Annotated in this window: 16 protein-coding genes; 9 read left to right on the top strand and 7 right to left on the bottom strand. The window is 58.3% G+C overall.

The window, feature by feature from the left end:
* Nucleotides 1–53 precede the first annotated feature (53 nt).
* The 3 genes from ACR0I8_RS08440 to ACR0I8_RS08450 form a co-directional block, all read right to left on the bottom strand.
* A complete protein-coding gene (locus tag ACR0I8_RS08440) occupies nucleotides 54–1,349 on the bottom strand; it encodes an O-antigen ligase domain-containing protein (RefSeq protein WP_170690817.1) in 1,296 nt (431 codons plus the stop codon).
* Nucleotides 1,349–2,830 carry a GumC domain-containing protein gene (locus ACR0I8_RS08445; RefSeq protein WP_170690815.1) on the bottom strand — a complete coding sequence of 494 codons (1,482 nt, stop codon included), beginning with the start codon at nucleotides 2,828–2,830 and terminating at the stop codon, nucleotides 1,349–1,351. Before ACR0I8_RS08445 ends, ACR0I8_RS08440 begins: the two co-directional genes overlap by 1 nt.
* 114 nt (nucleotides 2,831–2,944) lie before the next feature.
* A complete protein-coding gene (locus ACR0I8_RS08450) occupies nucleotides 2,945–3,559 on the bottom strand; it encodes a response regulator transcription factor (RefSeq protein WP_170375793.1) in 615 nt (204 codons plus the stop codon).
* A 252-nt stretch (nucleotides 3,560–3,811) separates the two neighbouring features.
* On the opposite strand from ACR0I8_RS08450, the gene ACR0I8_RS08455 reads away from it, so the two are divergent.
* The 4 genes from ACR0I8_RS08455 to ACR0I8_RS08470 all read left to right on the top strand — a co-directional run bounded on the left by ACR0I8_RS08455 (nucleotide 3,812) and on the right by ACR0I8_RS08470 (nucleotide 9,278).
* Complete coding sequence (locus ACR0I8_RS08455; RefSeq protein ID WP_480703018.1) at nucleotides 3,812–5,185, top strand: WecB/TagA/CpsF family glycosyltransferase; 1,374 nt, start codon at nucleotides 3,812–3,814, stop codon at nucleotides 5,183–5,185.
* Between the two features lie 20 nt (nucleotides 5,186–5,205).
* The gene (locus tag ACR0I8_RS08460; protein ID WP_170690814.1) at nucleotides 5,206–6,087 is read left to right on the top strand and encodes a UTP--glucose-1-phosphate uridylyltransferase; all 882 of its coding nucleotides are present in this window, start codon (nucleotides 5,206–5,208) and stop codon (nucleotides 6,085–6,087) included.
* Nucleotides 6,088–6,188: 101 nt separating this feature from the next.
* Nucleotides 6,189–6,695 carry a molybdopterin-dependent oxidoreductase gene (locus ACR0I8_RS08465; RefSeq protein WP_170690812.1) on the top strand — a complete coding sequence of 169 codons (507 nt, stop codon included), beginning with the start codon at nucleotides 6,189–6,191 and terminating at the stop codon, nucleotides 6,693–6,695.
* Nucleotides 6,696–6,740: 45 nt separating this feature from the next.
* On the top strand, nucleotides 6,741–9,278 hold the full coding sequence (locus ACR0I8_RS08470; RefSeq protein WP_170690810.1) for an ATP-binding protein: 2,538 nt from the start codon (nucleotides 6,741–6,743) through the stop codon (nucleotides 9,276–9,278).
* A 1-nt stretch (nucleotide 9,279) separates the two neighbouring features.
* On the opposite strand, the gene ACR0I8_RS08475 is transcribed toward ACR0I8_RS08470, so the two are convergent.
* Nucleotides 9,280–10,509: a polysaccharide biosynthesis/export family protein gene (locus ACR0I8_RS08475; RefSeq protein WP_170690808.1), complete on the bottom strand. Its 1,230-nt coding sequence runs from the start codon at nucleotides 10,507–10,509 to the stop codon at nucleotides 9,280–9,282.
* A 194-nt stretch (nucleotides 10,510–10,703) separates the two neighbouring features.
* Here ACR0I8_RS08475 and ACR0I8_RS08480 point away from each other — a divergent pair, with 194 nt between their 5' ends.
* The 4 genes from ACR0I8_RS08480 to ACR0I8_RS08495 are packed head-to-tail and all read left to right on the top strand — an operon-like array spanning nucleotide 10,704 to nucleotide 14,785.
* A complete protein-coding gene (locus ACR0I8_RS08480) occupies nucleotides 10,704–11,942 on the top strand; it encodes an oligosaccharide flippase family protein (protein ID WP_170690807.1) in 1,239 nt (412 codons plus the stop codon).
* Nucleotides 11,939–12,853, top strand: a complete 915-nt coding sequence (locus ACR0I8_RS08485; protein WP_170690805.1) for a glycosyltransferase — start codon at nucleotides 11,939–11,941, stop codon at nucleotides 12,851–12,853. Before ACR0I8_RS08480 ends, ACR0I8_RS08485 begins: the two co-directional genes overlap by 4 nt.
* Nucleotides 12,854–12,873: 20 nt before the next feature.
* On the top strand, nucleotides 12,874–13,860 hold the full coding sequence (locus ACR0I8_RS08490) for a glycosyltransferase family 2 protein (protein WP_170690803.1): 987 nt from the start codon (nucleotides 12,874–12,876) through the stop codon (nucleotides 13,858–13,860).
* A gap of 13 nt (nucleotides 13,861–13,873) precedes the next feature.
* Nucleotides 13,874–14,785 carry a glycosyltransferase family 4 protein gene (locus ACR0I8_RS08495; RefSeq protein ID WP_170690801.1) on the top strand — a complete coding sequence of 304 codons (912 nt, stop codon included), beginning with the start codon at nucleotides 13,874–13,876 and terminating at the stop codon, nucleotides 14,783–14,785.
* Nucleotides 14,786–14,946: 161 nt separating this feature from the next.
* Here the strand turns inward: ACR0I8_RS08495 and ACR0I8_RS08500 are convergent, their stop codons facing one another.
* The 3 genes from ACR0I8_RS08500 to ACR0I8_RS08510 form a co-directional block, all read right to left on the bottom strand.
* Nucleotides 14,947–16,215 carry a sensor histidine kinase gene (locus tag ACR0I8_RS08500; protein ID WP_170690799.1) on the bottom strand — a complete coding sequence of 423 codons (1,269 nt, stop codon included), beginning with the start codon at nucleotides 16,213–16,215 and terminating at the stop codon, nucleotides 14,947–14,949.
* Nucleotides 16,216–16,289: 74 nt separating this feature from the next.
* On the bottom strand, nucleotides 16,290–16,949 hold the full coding sequence (locus ACR0I8_RS08505; RefSeq protein WP_170642565.1) for a response regulator transcription factor: 660 nt from the start codon (nucleotides 16,947–16,949) through the stop codon (nucleotides 16,290–16,292).
* A gap of 37 nt (nucleotides 16,950–16,986) precedes the next feature.
* Entirely contained in the window at nucleotides 16,987–17,604 is a 618-nt protein-coding gene (locus ACR0I8_RS08510) for a PepSY domain-containing protein (RefSeq protein WP_480525624.1), read from the bottom strand.
* Nucleotides 17,605–17,783: 179 nt separating this feature from the next.
* On the opposite strand from ACR0I8_RS08510, the gene ACR0I8_RS08515 reads away from it, so the two are divergent.
* The gene (locus ACR0I8_RS08515) at nucleotides 17,784–18,899 is read left to right on the top strand and encodes a hypothetical protein (protein ID WP_170690580.1); all 1,116 of its coding nucleotides are present in this window, start codon (nucleotides 17,784–17,786) and stop codon (nucleotides 18,897–18,899) included.
* Nucleotides 18,900–19,126: the final 227 nt, after the last annotated feature.

Below are 19,126 nucleotides of genomic sequence, written 5' to 3' on the forward strand. Positions count from 1 at the left end.
GCAGACTCGTGCCCGTCGCGTCCAGTCATACTCAGCAGCGCTTTGGGACAAGGTCATGAGACCCAATCCGATGTGGCATGTAATGGACCCGCCGCTTTGATCTCCCTCAGATGACATCCGAGTGCCAACAAGGACGGCCAGAGTAGATAAGTTTGGATTTCGACGTTCTCTCCAAAAGTCAGCAGGAGAACTGTGAGCAACAGCCCGAGCGGCAGCCTCCCGCGTTCCGACTTTATGGCGTCAAAGGTGACGATTGCGAAATGAACGAGGAAAGGGATGAGAAACGCGGCAAATCCGGTCAGCCCTTTGACGAATAGCAATCCGTACCAGGTGTGATGGCTGCCGATCGGCATGTACTCAACAAGATGCGCTCCTGGTCTGACCGTGCCGTGCCCGAAAACCATTGCGTCTGATTGCCATCGTTCATATGCGACGCGCTGCAGCGTTTCGCGTACGCGGGTACTGTCGGCGCGCGCGGATTTGAAGCTGTAGAGGGCTCGGTTACCGAACTCGACAAAGGCGGCGCCCCAGACGGCTACGGTGGTGGTGACTGTAGACAATAGAATCCACCCCAAGCTGCGGGCAACAAGTGGCAAGAGGCGGGGTGTCAGCGAGCAGACCACCAATCCGACCAAGCCCATGCGGGACTTCGACATCAGGATCATCAGAACTCCGGTAGCCAAACCGATCACCCTCCAGCTGCGGTGCTTTTCTTCAAGGGCAAACAAGACCATGCAGACGCCCAACAGGGCCGCAAATGGTGACCAGGGCGCAAAGAACTGCCAACGCGGTGTGCTGCTGGCCGGGTCGATTGTGTACAGGTAGACCGAGAAATACTCAGGCCCTGGGCCGCCAACTGCTTTCAACGGAGACGTAAAAAGCAGATGCGGCAGTCCGGCATAGGGGGCGACCACTAGCAACGGCAGAAGGCACAAGGTCCAAAGGCCCAGTACGCATTGTCCTCTGACCAGAACCTCGCGCCGGATTGGTAAAACCGCCCCTGCTAGGATAAACAACGGGATCAGCGCCCAACCCTTGGCCCATCCGATGCTCGATTTGATCGTTTTCGTGGTGCCGAGATTCCAATCCGCGTGGCCTGCCCAAAGTGAGACCAGCATCACTAGCATGCTAACGCTCCAGACCCAGACCAAGGCGGGGACGGGGCCGGTTGCGCGCATGTCCGAGCGGATCGCCGGGCCAAGGTAAAGTGACAATCCGGCCATCGCAGCCAACATCCAACCCAGCACTGGACCGACAACATAGAGCGCACCGAGCCCGTAGAACGGCCACGTCCAGATCAGCGTGTACCAGACGATCTTTTCGGCCGGGGTCTGAGGGGCCACATGCATTAAACGGCGGCCTCTTTCTGCTCTTTCAGCAGCCTTGAGATCAGCGGGTTTCGGATCCATGCCAACACCAAGCCCATCAGCAGCATAAGGCTTGCAGCGATCCCGGCGGCAATCGAGATCTTCTTGTTTGGTGAAGACGGGCTAGTCGGCAGAGACGGGTTCTCTAGCACTTGGATCAAAGGGTAGGAGGCATAGACATCGGTCTTTTTCGACTCAGACCGGGCGATGGCAGAGGCGAACACGGCTTCTGCCACGGCGAAATCTCTCTGCCGATCCTCCAGCTCAGCGGCGATGTGGGCGAGGTCTGAGAGGCGCAGAGTTTCCAGACGAATTTGTGCGCGCAGTGTTGCGACATGCTTGTCCAATCCGGCCCGCAAGGCATCTTCGCGCACCAACTCACTAAGTAGCTGCGCCCGTTGCCCTTCCGGCGCGCGATCCAGTCCACCGAGCTGCTCGGCCGTCAAGCCCGTCACCTGCGACGCGCGTTGTAACGCAACTGAACGCGCCCCTTCATAGTCGTTTTGGGCATTCACATAGATCGGGTGGCGCGATCCATAGGTCGCGTCAGCTTGCGCCAGCTTTGCAGCCCCCACCGACACGTCCTCAAGCAACGATAGGTACTGCGCATCGGCATAGAGTTTCAGTGTTGCCGCCGCTGCGTCAGAGGGCAGATTCAACGCGACTTGAAGCGCGGCGACACGTTCCGATTGGCGTGCCAGCTCGCTCTCCTGCTTTCGCAGTTCCTGCTTTGCACGGTCATTAGCGGCGACCTGCTGTTGGTATTGCGCGACTGATATCAGACCGCTTTGCGACTGCAGCTTTTTGATCTCGGCCCGCGTGGCCTGAATTGCGCGCGTGTAGTCTTCGATCGCGCCCGTATTGCTGGCCTCACGGGTGGCAATTTCATCGGCGCGCAGGGCGTCAATCTCGGCGAAAAAGGCGGCCACTAGGGCGTCACCATATTGCTGAGCGTCAGCCGGAGAGGCGGCCTGAAGCTCGATATGGATCAGGCTGGTTTGATCGACCAGTTGTACCCGCGGCTTGCCAAACGCATCCGGGTCAGCCTCTACCGCCTTGGCTGCCGCATCGAGGATGCGATCGGCCGACAACAAACGTTTATACGTCTCGGTCGGGCTGATCGACCCGTTGGCAAAGGCAGAATTCGCATATGAGGATGCCTGACCGATATTTGCCAGATTGACCGATGCCGAAGCGCCAGACCCCGGCAGGATCAGCGAGGCGTGAGAGGTGTATTTGACGGGCGCGGTTGCCAGATATCCGCTGATTGGGGCCCAGATGCAACTCGCCCCCAGAAGGAACAGTGCCACGTAACGGGGCAGGCGGCCTATGTCGCTAAGGCGCCCGCCCTTTACGATGCGACGCCACCCGAGTGTTCTGAAATTGGATCGGGAAATGCGCGCCCAATGCAGAAATTGCTTGTTGTGCGTGGAGTCATAGGAGCTTGAAATCTGTTGCGGCATGGAAAAACCCTTTCTTAAAAGGGTGATACACCGCATCTGATTGCTGATCATTCGCTCAGTAGGCTAGGGGCCGAGGGGATTGGGAGCGCCTCCTATCCATTCGGATAAAGACGCCTAGAACAACCCAGCCTCGCGCGCGGCCAAGGCGGCCTGCGTTCGATTGCTGACACCAACTTTGCGGTACAAAGTCTTCATATGCAGTTTGATCGTCGGCTCTGACAGGTCCAGATCCCGGGCGATTTCCTTGTTGGATTTGCCCTCAGTCAGCCCTTTGAGAACTTGCCGCTCTCGCTCTGTGAGTTTTTGAGCCATAGGGTGGGAGTCTTCCGGCTGCTCTGCGTTCATGAAACCTGCGGGAAGGTACTGTTCCCCCATCGCCATGAAACGGATCGCATTCACTAGGGATTTTGCGGGTAGAGTTTTGGGAACGAAACCGGCCGCCCCAAGCTCCAGCGCGCGTTGTGCCAGATCGCGCGAGGTGTCTCCTGTAAACAGGGCCACATGCTGGGCGCCGTCCAAAGCGATGCAGGTTTCAAGCCCGCTCAACCCGTTCATGCCGGGCATGTTCAGGTCCAGAAGGACCAGATCAAAGGCTCCGTCGTTCTCAATCAGAGTTTTCGCGGCTGGGAAATCCGGCGCCGTTTCAACCTCGATCCCGCCTGCGGCATCAAAAAAGGCGACAAGCGTGTCCAAAATAAGCTTGTGGTCGTCAGCAATAAGAACTTTCATCTCAAATCTCCGTCTGCCCCCAACCACACCCAAATGCGTTAATAAATCATTGAACCCATGGCATGAAGCCTGCCTGACGGACAGGTGAATATCCAATCGGATAGGTCAGCGGGCCGTTTCCACCACGCTATGTGCTGCGGGGTCGTTTGAATAGACCTATTCTCCGATCCCTCTCCGGATGCTCGCCTATCGGTTGCAGGGTCTCATCGGCAGTCTGAAGCCAGAGATTGTCATCGTTGATCGGAGAGTTCCATGCAGTTCCTGTCAGTCCAAGATATGTACAAAGGCGCGCAGCCAACACCCATACCACCTCTGGAAAAGACCGAGATTTTGGGTTTGCCAGTTGTGAATGCCCAATCCGGGCAGGTGATCTCAAAACTGCTGGATGGGACGCGCCGGACGGTATTTTTCCTGAACGCACATTGCGCAAACATACGGGCCCGTAACCATACCTATCGAGCAGCATTGGCCCGGGCAGATATGATCCTACCTGACGGAGTTGGGGTAGAGGTCGCGGCAAAGTTGCAAGGCGTCCAGTTGGCCGAGAACCTGAACGGTACGGACTTTGTGCCCAAACTGCTGAAACGCGCGGCGTGTCTTGGGCAGTCGGTCTACCTGTTGGGGGGGCGTCCCGGAACAGCTCAGGCAGCGGCGGCGCGGTTGCAGCAAATAATCCCCGATTTGGCCGTGGCTGGTGCGCGCGATGGTTATGAAGGTGCAGCGCGGGTTGATGAGGCGATCGACGATATCAACCTGTCCGGCGCCGACATCCTGTTGGTCGCGATGGGCGTCCCGCTGCAGGAGTTGTGGATTACGCAGAACCGCCACCGGCTTGACCCTCGCGTCGCGCTGGGTGTGGGTGCTTTGTTTGACTTCCTGGCCGGGAATGTGCGCCGTGCGCCGCGCATCGTTCGGCGCGCCCGGATGGAGTGGGCATGGCGGTTGGCGATGGAGCCGCGTCGCATGGCCCGCAGATATCTATTGGGCAATTTCGAATTCCTCGGGCGTGCCGCGCACAATTCTGTTCCCAAGGTCTCAGCATGTCGCCTGCTGGACCTCACTTTGGCGGTGGTCGCGCTGTCTCTTCTGGCCCTGCCCATGGCCGCAATCGCCGCATTGGTGCGATTGGACAGTCGCGGCCCCGCTTTTTTTCGGCAGACGCGGATCGGTCGAAACGGCGTGCCTTTCACGATGTACAAGTTCCGCTCGATGACGCAGGACGCAGAAGCGCGGCGTACGGACCTGCTCGCCCGTTCGGACCGTGAGGGCGTGTGCTTCAAAGCTAAAAATGATCCACGCATCACCCGTGTCGGGAAAGTTCTGCGCCGGTGCTCGCTGGATGAACTGCCGCAAATCTTCAACGTGCTGAAAGGGGATATGTCGTTGGTTGGCCCGCGCCCGGCTTTACCCGAAGAGGTTGCCGCCTATCCAGAACAAGCACTGGAGCGCCTTCAGGTGCGTCCCGGTATCACTGGCCTCTGGCAGGTTTCGGGCCGCGCGGGCATCGGCTTTGACCGCATGATCGAACTGGATACGGCCTATGTCCGCGCCCGCTCGCCCCTTCTGAACCTATTTCTCATCGCATTGACCGCACGTGCCGTCGTGTCGGGTAGAGGCGCTTACTGATCAATCCTAGGAGCATTGAAATGACCCGTATTCGCAAAGCTGTTTTCCCGGTCGCAGGTCTGGGCACAAGGTTTCTGCCGGCCACCAAATCGGTGACCAAGGAAATGCTGCCGTTGATCGACCGCCCCTTGATCCAATATGCAGTGGACGAGGCCCGCGCCGCCGGGATTGTTGAATTCATCTTTATCACGTCAACTGGCCAATCCGCGCTGAAGACGTATTTTGGGCGGAACCCGGGGCTGGAGCGCAAACTGAAGGATGGCGGCAAAACCACCCTGCTGAACCGTTTGCGCCGCACGAATCTTGAGGATGAGGCATACAGTTTTATCCAACAAGACAGCCCACGCGGACTGGGCCACGCAGTCTCTCTGGCACGTGACATTGTCGGTGATGAACCCTTCGCGGTGATCCTGCCGGATGATGTGATCCACGCGCAGCGCCCGGTCCTGGCGCAAATGGTCCAGAACTTTGAAGGCAGACACATGATCGCGACCGAAGAGGTTCCATCCGACCGGATCGGTGCCTATGGCGTGGTCGATATCGAGCACAGGACAGGGCAGGTACAGTATCTGAAAGGGTTGGTCGAAAAGCCCTCCGCCGATGAGGCGCCGTCCGAGTTTGGCATCGTCGGGCGATATCTGCTGCAACCTTCGATATTCGATCAACTGAACGGATTGGCACCCGGCGCGGGAAACGAAATCCAACTGACCGATGCGATCGCATCCGATATCGAAAGTACCGGATGCTACGGCTTCGCTTTTCAGGGAGAGCGCTTCGATTGTGGGTCGGTCGCCGGGTATCTTGAGGCAACCACCGTCTTTGCGTTGCAACGTGCAGAACTGCGGGACGGGTTCAAATCCATGTTGCGCCAGCGCATGAACCTGCTGTCAGCCGCCGCATGAGACCGAGGCACCTATCCGTTCGGATAGGTGCGTATCCCCATGCCCATCTGTCGCTACTGACCTCTTTCTTGTTATTTAGGGTCAAAGAAATGGAGACTAAGATGCGTCTGTTTTTTGCGATCCTTGCAGCGGTGTTCACCTTTTGCCTGACGTCTGCGCAAGCCGAAGATTTGGCGACCCCGACAGGTGAGGTTGTCCTAACCATTTCAGGCAACATCGCGCAGACCGGCCCCGACGGGGCGGCGCAGTTCGATATGGAAATGTTGCTGGCGCTGCCGCGGCGTAGCTTTGAAACCTCAACAATCTGGACGGAAGGCGAGACCCGCTTTGTCGGCGTTCCCCTGTCGGTCTTGCTGGAGCTGATCGGAGCAGAGGGCGCGACGATCCGGGCAACGGCGATCAATGACTACGCGGTTGAGATTCCTTTGGAGTCGATTTCGGCGCAGGACCCGATTGTCGCCTATGAGATGGACGGCGCAGCGATGTCCCGCCGGCAGAAAGGTCCGCTATGGGTCGTATATCCCTATGACAGTGACACCAAGTACCAGACCGAGGTGATTTACTCTCGCAGCATTTGGCAACTCGACAGGTTGGAAATCGTTAAATAGCGTGGGGTTACAATATAGTATGAAGTGGGCGATACGGGCTAGACATTGACAAGAAGTTTCCAAAACCACTCGCGGCGCCGGTGGGCTTTCGGGCTCGTCGGCATCGCCGTTCTGGGTGCCCTTGCTTTGGTCGTGTTGCTGTCTGTCAAGGTGATATCCGACCTGCGCGACCGGCAGTCAGCCCGGACAGATAACGTGCAATGGACACTGACGCAGGTCGAGGTCGAGTTTCTTTTCTACCTTAACGCGCTTGAGGCGGGCGTATCGGATGCGAGGCGAAGCACCGAAAACCTGGACCTTGTCCGCCGCCGTTTCGATCTCTTGTACAGCCGTATCGACATTCTGGACACCTCGCGTCTGTTTGAAACGCTGCGAAGTGACCCGAAATTCGCCGAACCTCTGAACGATGTCTCCACCTATCTGGAGGCCTCGGTGCCCACGATTGACGCTGGGGATCCTGGGCTCAGTGCGGGGCTGCCGGATCTCTATGACGGCGCGCAGGAGATCGCTCCGAAGGTGCGAGAGCTTTCTGTCTCGGCGATTTCGTACTTTGCAAGCCAGTCGGATCAGCGCCGTGAGGAAACCGCGCTCAGCCTGTTTCAACTGGCCGTTTTGTCGGGTGGCTTGTTCCTGACGCTGACTGCGGTCAGCGCCTACCTCTTGGCGGTCAACCGCAAAGCTGATCGGCGGGGGCAGGCGATTCAGCAGGCGAACCAACGCATGAATACTATCCTGTCGACCTCATTGGATGCCGTGATCGTGGTAAACGCCGCTGGCACAGTGCTGGAGTTCAACGCGGCCGCACAGGCGATTTTCGGGTATTCCGAGGCAGAGGCCAAAGGGCATTCGATCGGCGAATTGATTGTGCCTTCGCATCTACGCGCAGCCCATGATGAAGGCATGGAGCGGATGCAGAGCGGAGGCGCCCGCCACGTCGTTGGCAAGGGTCGCGTCCAGCTTGAGGCGATGCGCAAGAATGGAGAGGTCTTTCCCGTCGAACTTGCGTTGCAATCTGCCCAGGCCGGGGACGAGGAAATCGTAATCGGTTTCGTCCGCGATATCTCACAAAGCGTTGCGGATCAGAAAGAGCTTGTCTCGGCCCGCGACCGTGCACTTGCCGGGGAAAAGGCAAAGTCGGATTTTCTGACTGTTATGAGCCATGAGATCAGAACCCCGTTGAACGGGCTGCTGGGCAACCTAACCCTACTCAAGAATACACGCACGACCAAACAGCAGTCTCAGTTTGTCCGCAACATGGAGATCTCGGGCCAGGTTCTGCAAAACCATGTGGATGCGGTGCTGGATATTGCTCGGTTCGAGGCCGGCAAGCTGTCAGTCGCGCACGAGCCAACCGACCTGAACGCGATGCTGCAGGACCTAGTGGATGGTCAAAGCGGCAATGCGGCCTCGCGCGGCAACTCAATCTCTTGGCAATGGGTGGGTGGAGCCTATCCGCATGTCGCGACTGATGGGCAAAGGTTGCGGCAAATTCTGCTGAACCTCGTGGGTAATGCGATCAAGTTTACCGAAAATGGCCGTGTTTCTATTGAGGTCGAAAGATGTGAACCTGAAGATCAGGGTAAGGCACATGTATACGAAGTGCGTGTGATCGACACCGGGGCTGGCATCGCCGATGATGAGATCGACGCCATTTTTGATGACTTCTACACCAGCGATCCCTCTATCGGTCGCACGGTCGGAGGAACCGGGCTTGGCCTGGGAATTGCCCGTAGGTTCGCGCAGGCCATGGGCGGTGAGGTCGGGGCGGAAAGCACATTGGGCGAAGGCAGTGTTTTCTGGCTGCGGATACCGTTGCAGCCGTGGGCGCGCGACCAACTGCTAGAAGCTGCTCAGATCAATACCGAGACCGTTCGCCCTCTGAACTTGTTGGTGGTCGAAGACAACGAGATCAACCTCGAGGTCATCTGCAACATGCTGGCGCTGGACGGTCATTGTGTAACGACAGCGGAAAATGGGCAGGTCGGCGTCGAAAAGGCCAGCAGTCAGCGGTTCGACGCGATCCTGATGGATATCAGCATGCCGGTGATGGATGGACCAACCGCTGCACGCCACATCCGCAATGGCCAGGGGCAGTCGACAGATGTGCCGATTATCGCAGTGTCGGCCAATGTCCTGCCAGACGCGGTCGAAACCTTTCGTGCCGCTGGCATGACAGCTTTCATTGGCAAACCAATCTCGCTTGATGCTCTGCGCAAGGCGCTTTCGGTGGTCACCCGAACCGACGGCCAGATTTCAGGGCATGCGCAGCCTGATCCGTTGGCTGAGTTAAGAGACAGCCTCGGGCCCGAAGTCTTTGGCCGTCTGCATGCCAAGTTCATTGTCGAAGGGGATGAGTTCGTTGAACAGCTCGAAACCGGTGAAATTGACCAGTCAGATTTGACCCAAATCGCTCAGGCTTGTCACAAACTGGCTGGCAGCGCGGCAACCTTCGGCGCGGAAGAATTTCGCGAGGCGTTAATTGCGGTAGAGACTGCGGTCAAAGAACACAAAGACATTACTGACAAACTCGCCGCAGTTTCTACCGCTTGGGAGCGGGCGAAAGCATCGCCCGCTCGGGATTGAATTAGGGGGCTAGCAGTGCCGCTGCGCCGACGATGCCAACCGCGCGGGCGACCTCGGTTAGGCCGGTTGCCTTGCTGTCGTAGCAGGCGATCGCATCACCCGGCAAAACATAGGGGTCATAGTCATCCCGATCCCCGCGTCGCAGCAGCTTTTCGATGTTGCGTTCAATGACGATCGAGTTCCCGGTCATCGGGTTACGGGTGAACAGGACCGCGCTGCGATTGGCGTTGGTTGTCTTGGCTCCGCCGACGCAATTGGTATCGACGACGGCCTGCAGGTAGCGCGTGCCATAGGGTACCTCACGCACGTCGCGTCCAATAGCCGACTCTGCGTTGCCAGTTGCAGGTTGTGTGAGGTTGGACATGTAAAGCGTCACGCCGGGCGGGCTGATCGGGCTGGGGCGCATAAGATCATCCTGGAAACACCCTCGGCTGTTGACCACGATCTGATCCCCGGTCAGCAGCATGATGTCGGTCGGGTCTGAGCCTTCGAACACGCCGCGTAGGTCCATCCGGTAGATCGTGCCTTGCCGGTGCAGTTCGACCGCTGACAGATCCGCATCAGGGCGCACACCTCCGGCAGCGCGAATGGCGACCGAGAGGTTGCGCGCCTCGGTCGAGGCGCCCAGCACACCCTGGCGTCCTCGATCCAGTGAGTCGCCTGGGGTGCCTCCGATCTCGACCGAGTGGGGCTCAAACACTGCGCCTTTCACGCCGACAGTAACCGAGGCGAAATCGCTGATGCGCGCCGTGACACGCGGGGTACTGTCATAGAACTGTGCCGCCACTAGAACGCGGGCGACATCCCGCTCTACCTGCTCGGTCGTACGACCCTGCGCACGCACCGGCGGTAGGTAGGGCAGCTTCAGGTCGCCGTCGCGGGATACAACATAGGTGTCGCTGAGAAGCTCATCCCCGTCGATGGTGATCTGCACCATGTCATTGCGCGAGAGCTTCTCGCCCAGTAGAGGGCTAAGGGTTGGCTGTGACCATTTGGCAAAAGCACTTGCACCCTGATCCCTGGTCTGGGGCATACAGGCGCGCCCGTTCATATGTTCCGCTTGCAGCAAGGGCGCATTTGCCCGGCGCCGCAATGGGGCACGGTACTGAGCTTGATAACTGTCGCCCTTTGCGACGGGTTCGATGTTGCGCGGGGTCTTCATGCTGCTGCAACCCGACAGTGCAATCGCGCTGACGGCTCCTAATACCAAAACTTTGAAATGTCGTGTCATTTTGAACTCTCCTGAACTGCGTCCACAGCTACAGCAGTGTCTTGATATGCGTCAGACCGGCATCGGGATTGCCGTTTATCCCATTCGGATAGGGCGCTCACCGGATGGTTCGTCTGGCTGTCCGCCCGCGTCTGGTACAGGGAAGTCGCGGCCAATTAGAACTGATCCCAACACTGTTTTGGACATTTGGCGACATGACTCAGCGATTGGCACATTCCGGTTTCTTGCGGCACTTGCTGGCCTATGCGGCGTCCGAAGTAGCTGCAAAGGCGTCGCGTCTTGTGGTCGTTGTCGTCGTGGCCCGCAGCCTCAGCCCCGAGGCAATCGGTCTGGCTGCTGCCGCCCTTGCGGCAGGGGATATCCTCAAGGCGCTGACCGAGAACGGCGTAGGGCAGAGGATCATCCAAGCCCCTCAGGCCGAGCTGGAACAACGCTGCAACACCGCGCATCGTATCTTCTGGGTCTGGTGCGGGGCGCTGTTCTTGCTGCAACTGGCTATCGCTGCGTTCCTCCACGCGATAGGTCACGAGACGCTGGCGCTGCTGCTCGCAATTCTGGCCGGAGAGTACCTGTTCATGCCCGCCGGTCTGGTGCAGGCCGCGCTTGCGATGCGCGAGGGCAAGCTGCAGCAGACCGCCGCCATTACCGGAGGGCAGGTGGTTGGTGCGAATGTCATGGCGGCGCTACTGGCGCTGCTCTGGGCCTCGCCGCTGGCGTTGGTGCTGCCCCGCTTGCTGGCTGCTCCGATCTGGCTGGTCCTAATGCGCCGCCTCCGCCCTTGGGCGTCGGATACCAAACAAGGATTTGCCGCCCTTCGCCCCTTTGTTGGCTTCGGCTGGGCCGTTCTGGGGGTCGAGATCGTCAAAGTTCTGCGTCTGCAGGCCGACAAGCTTGTCGTCGGCGCGATGCTGGGGGCCGAGAGCCTTGGTATCTACTTCATGGCTTTCAACGCTGGGCTCGGCTTGGCGACATCGTTCACGCAGGCCTTTTCAGTCGTTCTTTTCCCACATCTTTGCGCAGCCCCGGACAAAACCAAGGCGCTGCGTCATGGGCTCGGCACGTCCCTCCTGGTGCTGAGCCCGTTGGTTTTGCTGCAAGCCGCGCTTGCGCCGGTCTATGTGCCGCTGCTGCTAGGGGCGGAGTGGCAACAGATTTCACCGGTGGTCTCGGTCTTGTGCCTTGCCGCATTGCCCAGCGTCATCTGGTCAGCCGTGGCCGGATGGCTGCGGTCCGAGAACCGCGCGGTTACCGAGCTATGGGTCAGCGCGGCCTTGGCCTTCGCATTGATCCTCAACACTGCGATCATGGCGCCTTTCGGGCTGATGCCAGTGGCGACTGGGTACCTGCTTACGAGTGCTGCCGTGATGCTAACGGCCTCTTGGGTGCTGCTGCCTCGGGATCACAAAACAAGAGAAAGGCTCGGCTTCCAATGACCAACTTTACGATTATCGTGCCGTTTCACACCGATGCGGATACAATTGCCGACACGCTGACCAGCATTCGCTCGCAAAGCTTCACGAATTGGGAGGCGATCTGCGTCGGCGACCGTCCTTCAAGCGCGTGCCTGTCCATCGTGCTAGATCACATTGCGCAAGACCACCGTATCCGGGTCGCCAGCAGCCCCTTCGATGGCCCAAGCGCTGCCCGCAACTATGGGGCCGAACTGGCCAGGGGGGACATACTAGCGTTCTGCGACGCGGATGATCTGTGGCACAAGGATAAGCTGGCGCAGCTAGACGAAGCCTTCCAACCCGCCTCGACGGATGCGGTTTTTGGGCAGATCCGGTTCTTCGCCCATCAGCCGGGAGATTCTCGGACAGGCTCGACCGTTCCTGACGCACCCCTGACCATTCAGGACCTGTTGGCCGAGAATCCGGTCTGCACCATGTCCAATCTTTCGATCCGCCGTGAGGTCTTCAACGCGGTCGGCGGGTTGGACATGAGAACGGTGCATAACGAAGACTTGGAACTGCTGATCCGCCTCGCAGGCGAAGGGTTCACCATCAAAGGGGTGGATCAGTTTCAGGTCTGGTATCGCACCAGCGCCCGGGGCTTGTCCTCGGACTTGAACGCGATGCGTGCTGGACGGGCCTACGCGGTGAAAACAGCCGCATCATATGGCGTGTTCCCGTCGCGGTCGTCCGAGGCCGTCTATCTGCGCTATCTCGCCCGCCGGGCGTTGCGGTTGGGGCATCAGGGTCAGGCGCTGTCTTACACACACAAAGGCTTGAGCCTGCATGCGCGCAGTTTCCTGCTGCCCCTGCGCCGAGGACTGCCCACAGCAGCAGGGGCCGCACTGGCCCCGATCCTGCCGCAAGCGATCAAACGCGCGTTGTTTTCATGAGAATTCTGAAGGAGATCACCATGCCCACAGCATCCATCGTCGTACCCGCCTACAATGCCGAAGCAACCTTGGCCGAAACGCTCGCCTCGCTGCAGGCGCAAACCTATGACGATTTCGAAATCATCATCGTCGATGACGGATCGCAGGACGCGACCGCCGGGATTGCCAGCACGCACCAATGCGACCCGCGCGTACGACTTGTCGGGCAAGCCAATCGCGGGCTGGCGGGGGCCAGAAATACCGGCATCGCTGCCGCGCGGGGTACGTTCATCGGCTTTTGCGACGCCGACGATCTGTGGATGCCCGAGAAGCTGGCGGCTCATATTCACCATCTCAAGGCCGAACCGGATGTGGGGGTTAGTTACTCTGGCAGTGCCTTGATCGACGAGGCGGGGTGCGCGATGGGGATCAAACAAGCACCCCGCCTGAAGGATGTGACCGCAGCACATGTTCTGAACCGCAACCCGATCGGCAACGGATCGGCGGCCGTTATACGAAAGACTGTGCTGAAGGCTCTGGCCTACCGCCCGAGCTTTGAAACCGAGCGGGATTGGGTCTTCGATGAGACTTTCCGGCAGTCCGAGGATATTGAATGCTGGATGCGGCTGATGCTGAAGACCGATTGGCAGATTGAAGGCGTTCCGGGGCTGCTGACCCACTACCGGATCAACGCAGGCGGGCTTTCGGCGGCTTTGGATCGCCAGTTGGAGGCGTGGGAGCGGATGGTCGCGAAGCTGCGCCCGCTGAACCCTGAATTCTTCGCCCGGCACGAACCCTCGGCCCGCGCTTATCAGCTGCGCTATCTGGCGCGGCGGGCCATCACCAACCTCGACCGGGACACAGCTTGGGAGTTGTTTGCGCGAAGCATCCAGGAAAGCCCCCGCCCGGTTTTGGAGGAACCTATGAAATCGTTCAGCACTTTCGCCGCAGCCCTTGCGTTGAAAACATTTGGACCCGGCCCGATCACCCGGGTGGCACAAATGAAATCCAAACTGCAATCGATCTGAGAGAGGCGTCATAATGGAACAGAAAAAGATCCTCCACTTGGTAGACGACACCACAGCGGGTGGCGTGATGCGGATGCTCGACCATCTTTTGGCGCAATCAGATCTGTCCGGCGCGGTCGAGCAAAAGGTGTTGAAGGTCAAACGGACCGCATTTTCTTGGGGCAAACTGAATGCGGATGTCATCGTGTCCCACGTCGTACCAAGTTGGAGAAGGCTGCCCGCGTTCTCATCGCTTCGCGCAATGCATCTGGACACTCGACTGGTCCATATCGAACACAGTTACACCCGGGCATTCACCGCCCTGAATGTCCCACACAAGCGCCGGTTCTTCGCGATGCTGCGGGTGATCTATGCCTTCTTCGATCAGGTGGTCGCGGTCAGCCACGCGCAGTCGGATTGGATGAAGGAACGACGCCTGGCTGCTTCGGAAAAACTGGCTGTCATTCCTCCGACCGTTGATCTTGAGCAGTTGTCGCGCAACACTATGCCTCCCAAGTCAAAGACCACAATTGGTGCCATCGGGCGTTTGGAACAGCAGAAAGGGTTCGACATCCTGATTCAGGGTTTTCGGTCAACCCGAACGCCGGGCGCGCGCTTGTTGATCTTTGGTGAAGGCAGTCAACGTTCATACCTTGAGGCGTTGGCAGAAGGTGATCCGCGCATCGAATTTAGGGGCCACGCCGAGGACCCGGCAGAAGCCTATCAAGCCGTCGATGTCGTCGCGATTCCGTCACGGTGGGAGGCGTACGGATTGGTCTTGGACGAAGCGCTCGCCGCCGGGCGCACGGTTATTGCCAGCAAAGTCGATGGGCTGCGTGATCGGGAAGGAGATTCAAGAGTGTCGTTCTGCAATCTTGATTCTGAATCATGGCGACACGCTATCGACGAATGCTTGCGACCTGCCATTGCTGCGACATGCAACTGACGTCAGGTCTGCCATTCGAAGTTCATATTGGGGTGGGGTTTTGCCATTTTTAGATCGTCGCGCTCCCAAACTATTTGCCGAGTATCAGGACCGATCACGTCTCGTTCGAAGGGCTGGCGCCGTGTGGCGACGCGGTAGGACACTGTCGCCACTTTGCTTATCTATTGGCTATGTGTCTCGCGCCCAATATTCACCTCACAGGCCAAGCCCCCCAGGCGCTTCGATGTTCCAAGTTCCAGCGTTCCACCGTAGGCGGCCAATAAATCAACGGAAATAGGCAGCCCCAGCCCTGTTCCTTTTACAGAGGTATCGAGTCGACCGCCGGAACGCAGAACCTCAAGCCGGGCCTCCTCTGGGATTCCGGGGCCGTCGTCCTCGACGCGAAGTTCGATGCCGCTATCCGTTCGCCTCGCAGTGATTTGGAATGTCGTTCGGCTCCACTTGAGGGCGTTGTCGAGGAGGTTCCCGATCACTTCCTCGATGTCCTGTGGGTCCATGCGAACATGAAGACCAGCCTCGCAATTCGAAACAAGCGTCTTCCCCTCACGTTCCGCCATGACCGAGAACAGCCGAGACAGTCGTTCGACCGAGTTCGAAAGGTCTGTCCTGGAATGCGTTAACTCTCCTGTGTTTGATGCGCGCATGCGCGCGAGTGAACGGCTAAGCTGGGCGTCAATTCGGGTTAGGGCTTCTTCCGCGGGTTCCGTATGTGCTCCGGCGTCTGCCAGTTCCGCCAATTCGTTTCGCAAGATGGCCGTCGGTGTCTTGAGCGCATGCGCCAGATCGGCCGCTTGTCTTCGCGAACCTGAGACAATCTCGCGGTTTCGATGCAGCAGTTTGTTGAGATCTTCCACCAGGGGCGAAACCTCTTCCGGGTAGTCTTCGGGGGTCAGCTCATCGCCTCGATCCCAGCGATGGGCGACATCGGCGCGCAATTTCCGGAGCGGGCCAACAATGGCGGACATCAACAAAAGAGAACTTGCCACTCCGATCAACCCAACTAATCCGAAAACTGGGAGAAGGTATCTTTGCGCAGCGCCGCGTTCGTTGATCAATTCGCTCCTGCTTTCGGCGACAGTTACGCCCCACTCCGTTCCGTCTTCGAACGTGATCTTTTGATAGACGCTACGAATGGCTTCGCTATCTGGACCCGAGGTGTTCCAAATGATTGTTTCGTCATTTCCGCGCGGAGGCTCGGCGATCGTTTCATCGAAGAGTGACGCAGATGTATAGATGGCGCCAGAACCGTCCGTTACTTGCCAATACCGCCCCGAATATGGCGTGCTATAGGCCGGGTCGAATACCAACTGCCGCAGGGTTTCAGGGTCATCCGTGGTGGCGCTGAGGCCAACAACAACCTGCGTGTGCCGGTCTTGTAGCGTTGCGTCGAACTGCTCCAGAACGCGCGTATTGATGTAGGAAAACACCATCAGCGTACCGACCCCTACGGACAGCGCTCCCGAAGCGATACCTCCGAGTAATGCCCGTTGGCGCAACGAGAGCATTAGGCGGAATCAATCATATAGCCGCGACCCCGGACGGTTGTGATCAAATCGGAGCCCAGTTTTTTGCGCAGGCGGGTCACAAATACTGCAATCGTGTTGGAATCTCTGTCGCCGTCATATTCGTAAATGTGTTCCGACAGCTCAGTACGCGACACCATGCGACCGATGTTGTGCGCCAGATAGGTCAGAACGGCGATCTCCTGCGCGGTCAAATCGACAGGTATGCCCCCAACGGTGACCCGACCATTCCGCGTATCCAGAGAAACCTCTCCCATCTCTATCACGGGGTTCAACTGACCGCTCTGACGTCGCAAGATGGCCCGTACCCGTGCCGCCAATTCAGGCATGTGGAACGGCTTGGTCATATAGTCATCCGCGCCGGCATCTAGGCCGTCGACGCGTTCGCTCCAGCCATCTCTGGCAGTCAGGATCAAAACCGGTGTCTTGACGCCCGCGCTGCGCCATTCGCGAAGGACCGAAATGCCGTCACGCTCAGGCAGGCCGATGTCGAGGATGATCATGTCGTACGGTTCAGTCGACCCCAGATGCAGGGCATCTGTACCATTGTGGGCCACGTCGACCACGCGACCTTCCGCACCCAATAGCTTTTTGACTTGCTCACAAAGCTGGGGTTCGTCTTCAGCAAGGAGTATTCGCATATCCAGAGACTACAGCTAAATCAGCGCGATCTTAACTCTAATTTTTTCCACCGCCATTGCCGCCACCGTTGCCGCCGCCATTGCCGCCGCCATTGCCGCCACCGTTGCCGCCGCCATTGCCGCCACCGTTGCCGCCGCCATTGCCGCCACCATTGCCGCCACCGTTGCCGCCACCGTTGCCGCCGCCATTGCCACCGCCATTGCCGCCGCCGTTGCCGCCCGCATTGCTTCGACCTGCACTGTTTCCACGGGTGGCAGAGGCACTCTGACCGTTGTTGCTTTTGGATTTGGTTGAATTGCGTGCGGCTTCTGAAATCTCGCGACCGGTACTCGAGCGGTTTGAGACGACTGTGCCGGTTTCGGCGTTCACGATCACGCTGACGATCTTTCCGCCCGGCTTTTTGACCAGAATACGATAGTAGATCTTGTCTGTTTTGAATGCGCGCGCATCAACAGGGGTTCCGCCGTATGCTTTCTTCACGCCTTTGATGACACGGTTCAGCCGTATTGCACTGCCTGACAACGTCGCCATGCGCAGTTCAGACTGTTTGAGTTCGCGTGCATCTGCCGCCGCTTGTCCCCCGGACAAGGCGGTTAGCAAAGCTGCAACCACAAAAAACGCTTTGGCCTGCATAACACCCTCAAACACCTTCATTGAAGACTACTAGGCCAGACATGAACCGATGATGAACAAGCAGTTAGCCCTGCGTTCAAGCGACCTCAAGTTAAATCAGTGGCAAGGGCTTTGATTCGACTGCGAGTCATACTGCCGAAACACTGTGGTCAACCTCAGCACGCTGATTGCCGTTGCTGAAGGTTTTGAGGAGATTGAAAATGAAAACCACCAAGTGCGGACTGCTAAAAGCTTCGACGATCGCGATTGCCTTGTTGGGGTCCACGGCCATTGTAGCCACCGTCGCAGCTCCTGATTTTGCTTATGCCAAACCAGGCAACGGTAATGGTGGCAGCAATGGCGGTGGAAACGGTGGTGGTAACGGCGGCGGCAACGGCAATGGCGGCGGAAACGGCAACAGCGGCGGCAATGGCGGAGGCAATGGAAACGGCGGCGGGAATGGCAACGGCGCTCAGGGAGATCGCGGAGACAACAGCTCGGCTGGAAATGGTAACCGTGGCAACGGGGCCGACAAAAGCCGTGGCGGCACCAGAGTCGGGATATTCGGACAAGGGAAAACAAAGTCTCAGTCTGCTCGGTCAGGTACGAAAAAAGGCGGAGGGTTCTCTCTGAAAGATCTGTTCAACGGGAATGGCAAAACCCGCCAAACGACAACCGTTCGAACGCAAAAGGCCAAGGTGCAAAGAACGGTTCGTCAGACTGTCATTGTAGAAGAGTCCAAGCGCCCTGTTTCCCGCACCAAAGGTAATCGTATGGCTGCGCTGCTTGGTGCACATCCGTCCGAGTTGGGTGCCCTGAACGCGGCCAATGCAAGTCCAACGGCCCTCGCCAATGCTGCGCCCAATTCACGGGTTGGCAGAATTGCCACGTACCGCGACACTGTGCTGGCCGGAGAACCCTTGCGTGAGGAACTGGAAGAACAGTTGGAGTTTCTCGAGGGACTGGAAGAGCCAGATCGTACAGTTCAAGAAATCGAGGATGACTTGGAAGTCGCATTGGGTGAGGTTCAAACCAATCGGGACACAGTCGCAGAGCTTGAACAGGCTTTGGAGGACGCGGGCGGTAGCGACCCGGATATCGAAGCACAGCTAGAAGAGGCCCAAGTTGAATTGGACGCTTCGATCGATGAAGCTCAGACTTTGAATGACGAGAGACAGGCAGCCATTGAATACAATGAAGCCGTTGAAGAAGTGGAAGAGCTGACAGAACTTGTTGAAGAGCAAGATCTGGCTGAACGTGAGGCCCTGGAAGCCGCTGCCAACAAGCCTGTCACCGATGCGGTTGAGGAACAGGTCAAAGCGCTGCTGGGACTGTGACCTGAGGCTTACTGGCCATCGCCCGCTTCCACTTCAGGATGAACTGAAGGCTGGAGCGCCGGCGAGCCTTTCGGATACCAAGTTGGCAGGTCGACCTAGTCGGCCTGCTAGGCGCAAACTCTTGATGATTGCGATGCGCAACAAGAAAATCCCGCCCCAATTTGGGGCGGGATTTGTGTTACAATTCCCATGTTTAGGACGATAATCGAGAATTGTCGGGGGGGTCA

Source organism: Ruegeria sp. BG9, assembly GCF_056538305.1.

Coding starts and splice junctions, on each gene's coding strand:
- ACR0I8_RS08440 (WP_170690817.1), bottom strand. CDS start 1,349: ATGCATGTGGCCCCTCAGACCCCGGCCGAAAAGATCGTCTGGTACACG.
- ACR0I8_RS08445 (WP_170690815.1), bottom strand. CDS start 2,830: ATGCCGCAACAGATTTCAAGCTCCTATGACTCCACGCACAACAAGCAA.
- ACR0I8_RS08450 (WP_170375793.1), bottom strand. CDS start 3,559: ATGAAAGTTCTTATTGCTGACGACCACAAGCTTATTTTGGACACGCTT.
- ACR0I8_RS08455 (WP_480703018.1), top strand. CDS start 3,812: ATGCAGTTCCTGTCAGTCCAAGATATGTACAAAGGCGCGCAGCCAACA.
- ACR0I8_RS08460 (WP_170690814.1), top strand. CDS start 5,206: ATGACCCGTATTCGCAAAGCTGTTTTCCCGGTCGCAGGTCTGGGCACA.
- ACR0I8_RS08465 (WP_170690812.1), top strand. CDS start 6,189: ATGCGTCTGTTTTTTGCGATCCTTGCAGCGGTGTTCACCTTTTGCCTG.
- ACR0I8_RS08475 (WP_170690808.1), bottom strand. CDS start 10,509: ATGACACGACATTTCAAAGTTTTGGTATTAGGAGCCGTCAGCGCGATT.
- ACR0I8_RS08480 (WP_170690807.1), top strand. CDS start 10,704: ATGACTCAGCGATTGGCACATTCCGGTTTCTTGCGGCACTTGCTGGCC.
- ACR0I8_RS08485 (WP_170690805.1), top strand. CDS start 11,939: ATGACCAACTTTACGATTATCGTGCCGTTTCACACCGATGCGGATACA.
- ACR0I8_RS08490 (WP_170690803.1), top strand. CDS start 12,874: ATGCCCACAGCATCCATCGTCGTACCCGCCTACAATGCCGAAGCAACC.
- ACR0I8_RS08495 (WP_170690801.1), top strand. CDS start 13,874: ATGGAACAGAAAAAGATCCTCCACTTGGTAGACGACACCACAGCGGGT.
- ACR0I8_RS08500 (WP_170690799.1), bottom strand. CDS start 16,215: ATGGTGTTTTCCTACATCAATACGCGCGTTCTGGAGCAGTTCGACGCA.
- ACR0I8_RS08505 (WP_170642565.1), bottom strand. CDS start 16,949: ATGCGAATACTCCTTGCTGAAGACGAACCCCAGCTTTGTGAGCAAGTC.
- ACR0I8_RS08510 (WP_480525624.1), bottom strand. CDS start 17,604: ATGAAGGTGTTTGAGGGTGTTATGCAGGCCAAAGCGTTTTTTGTGGTT.
- ACR0I8_RS08515 (WP_170690580.1), top strand. CDS start 17,784: ATGAAAACCACCAAGTGCGGACTGCTAAAAGCTTCGACGATCGCGATT.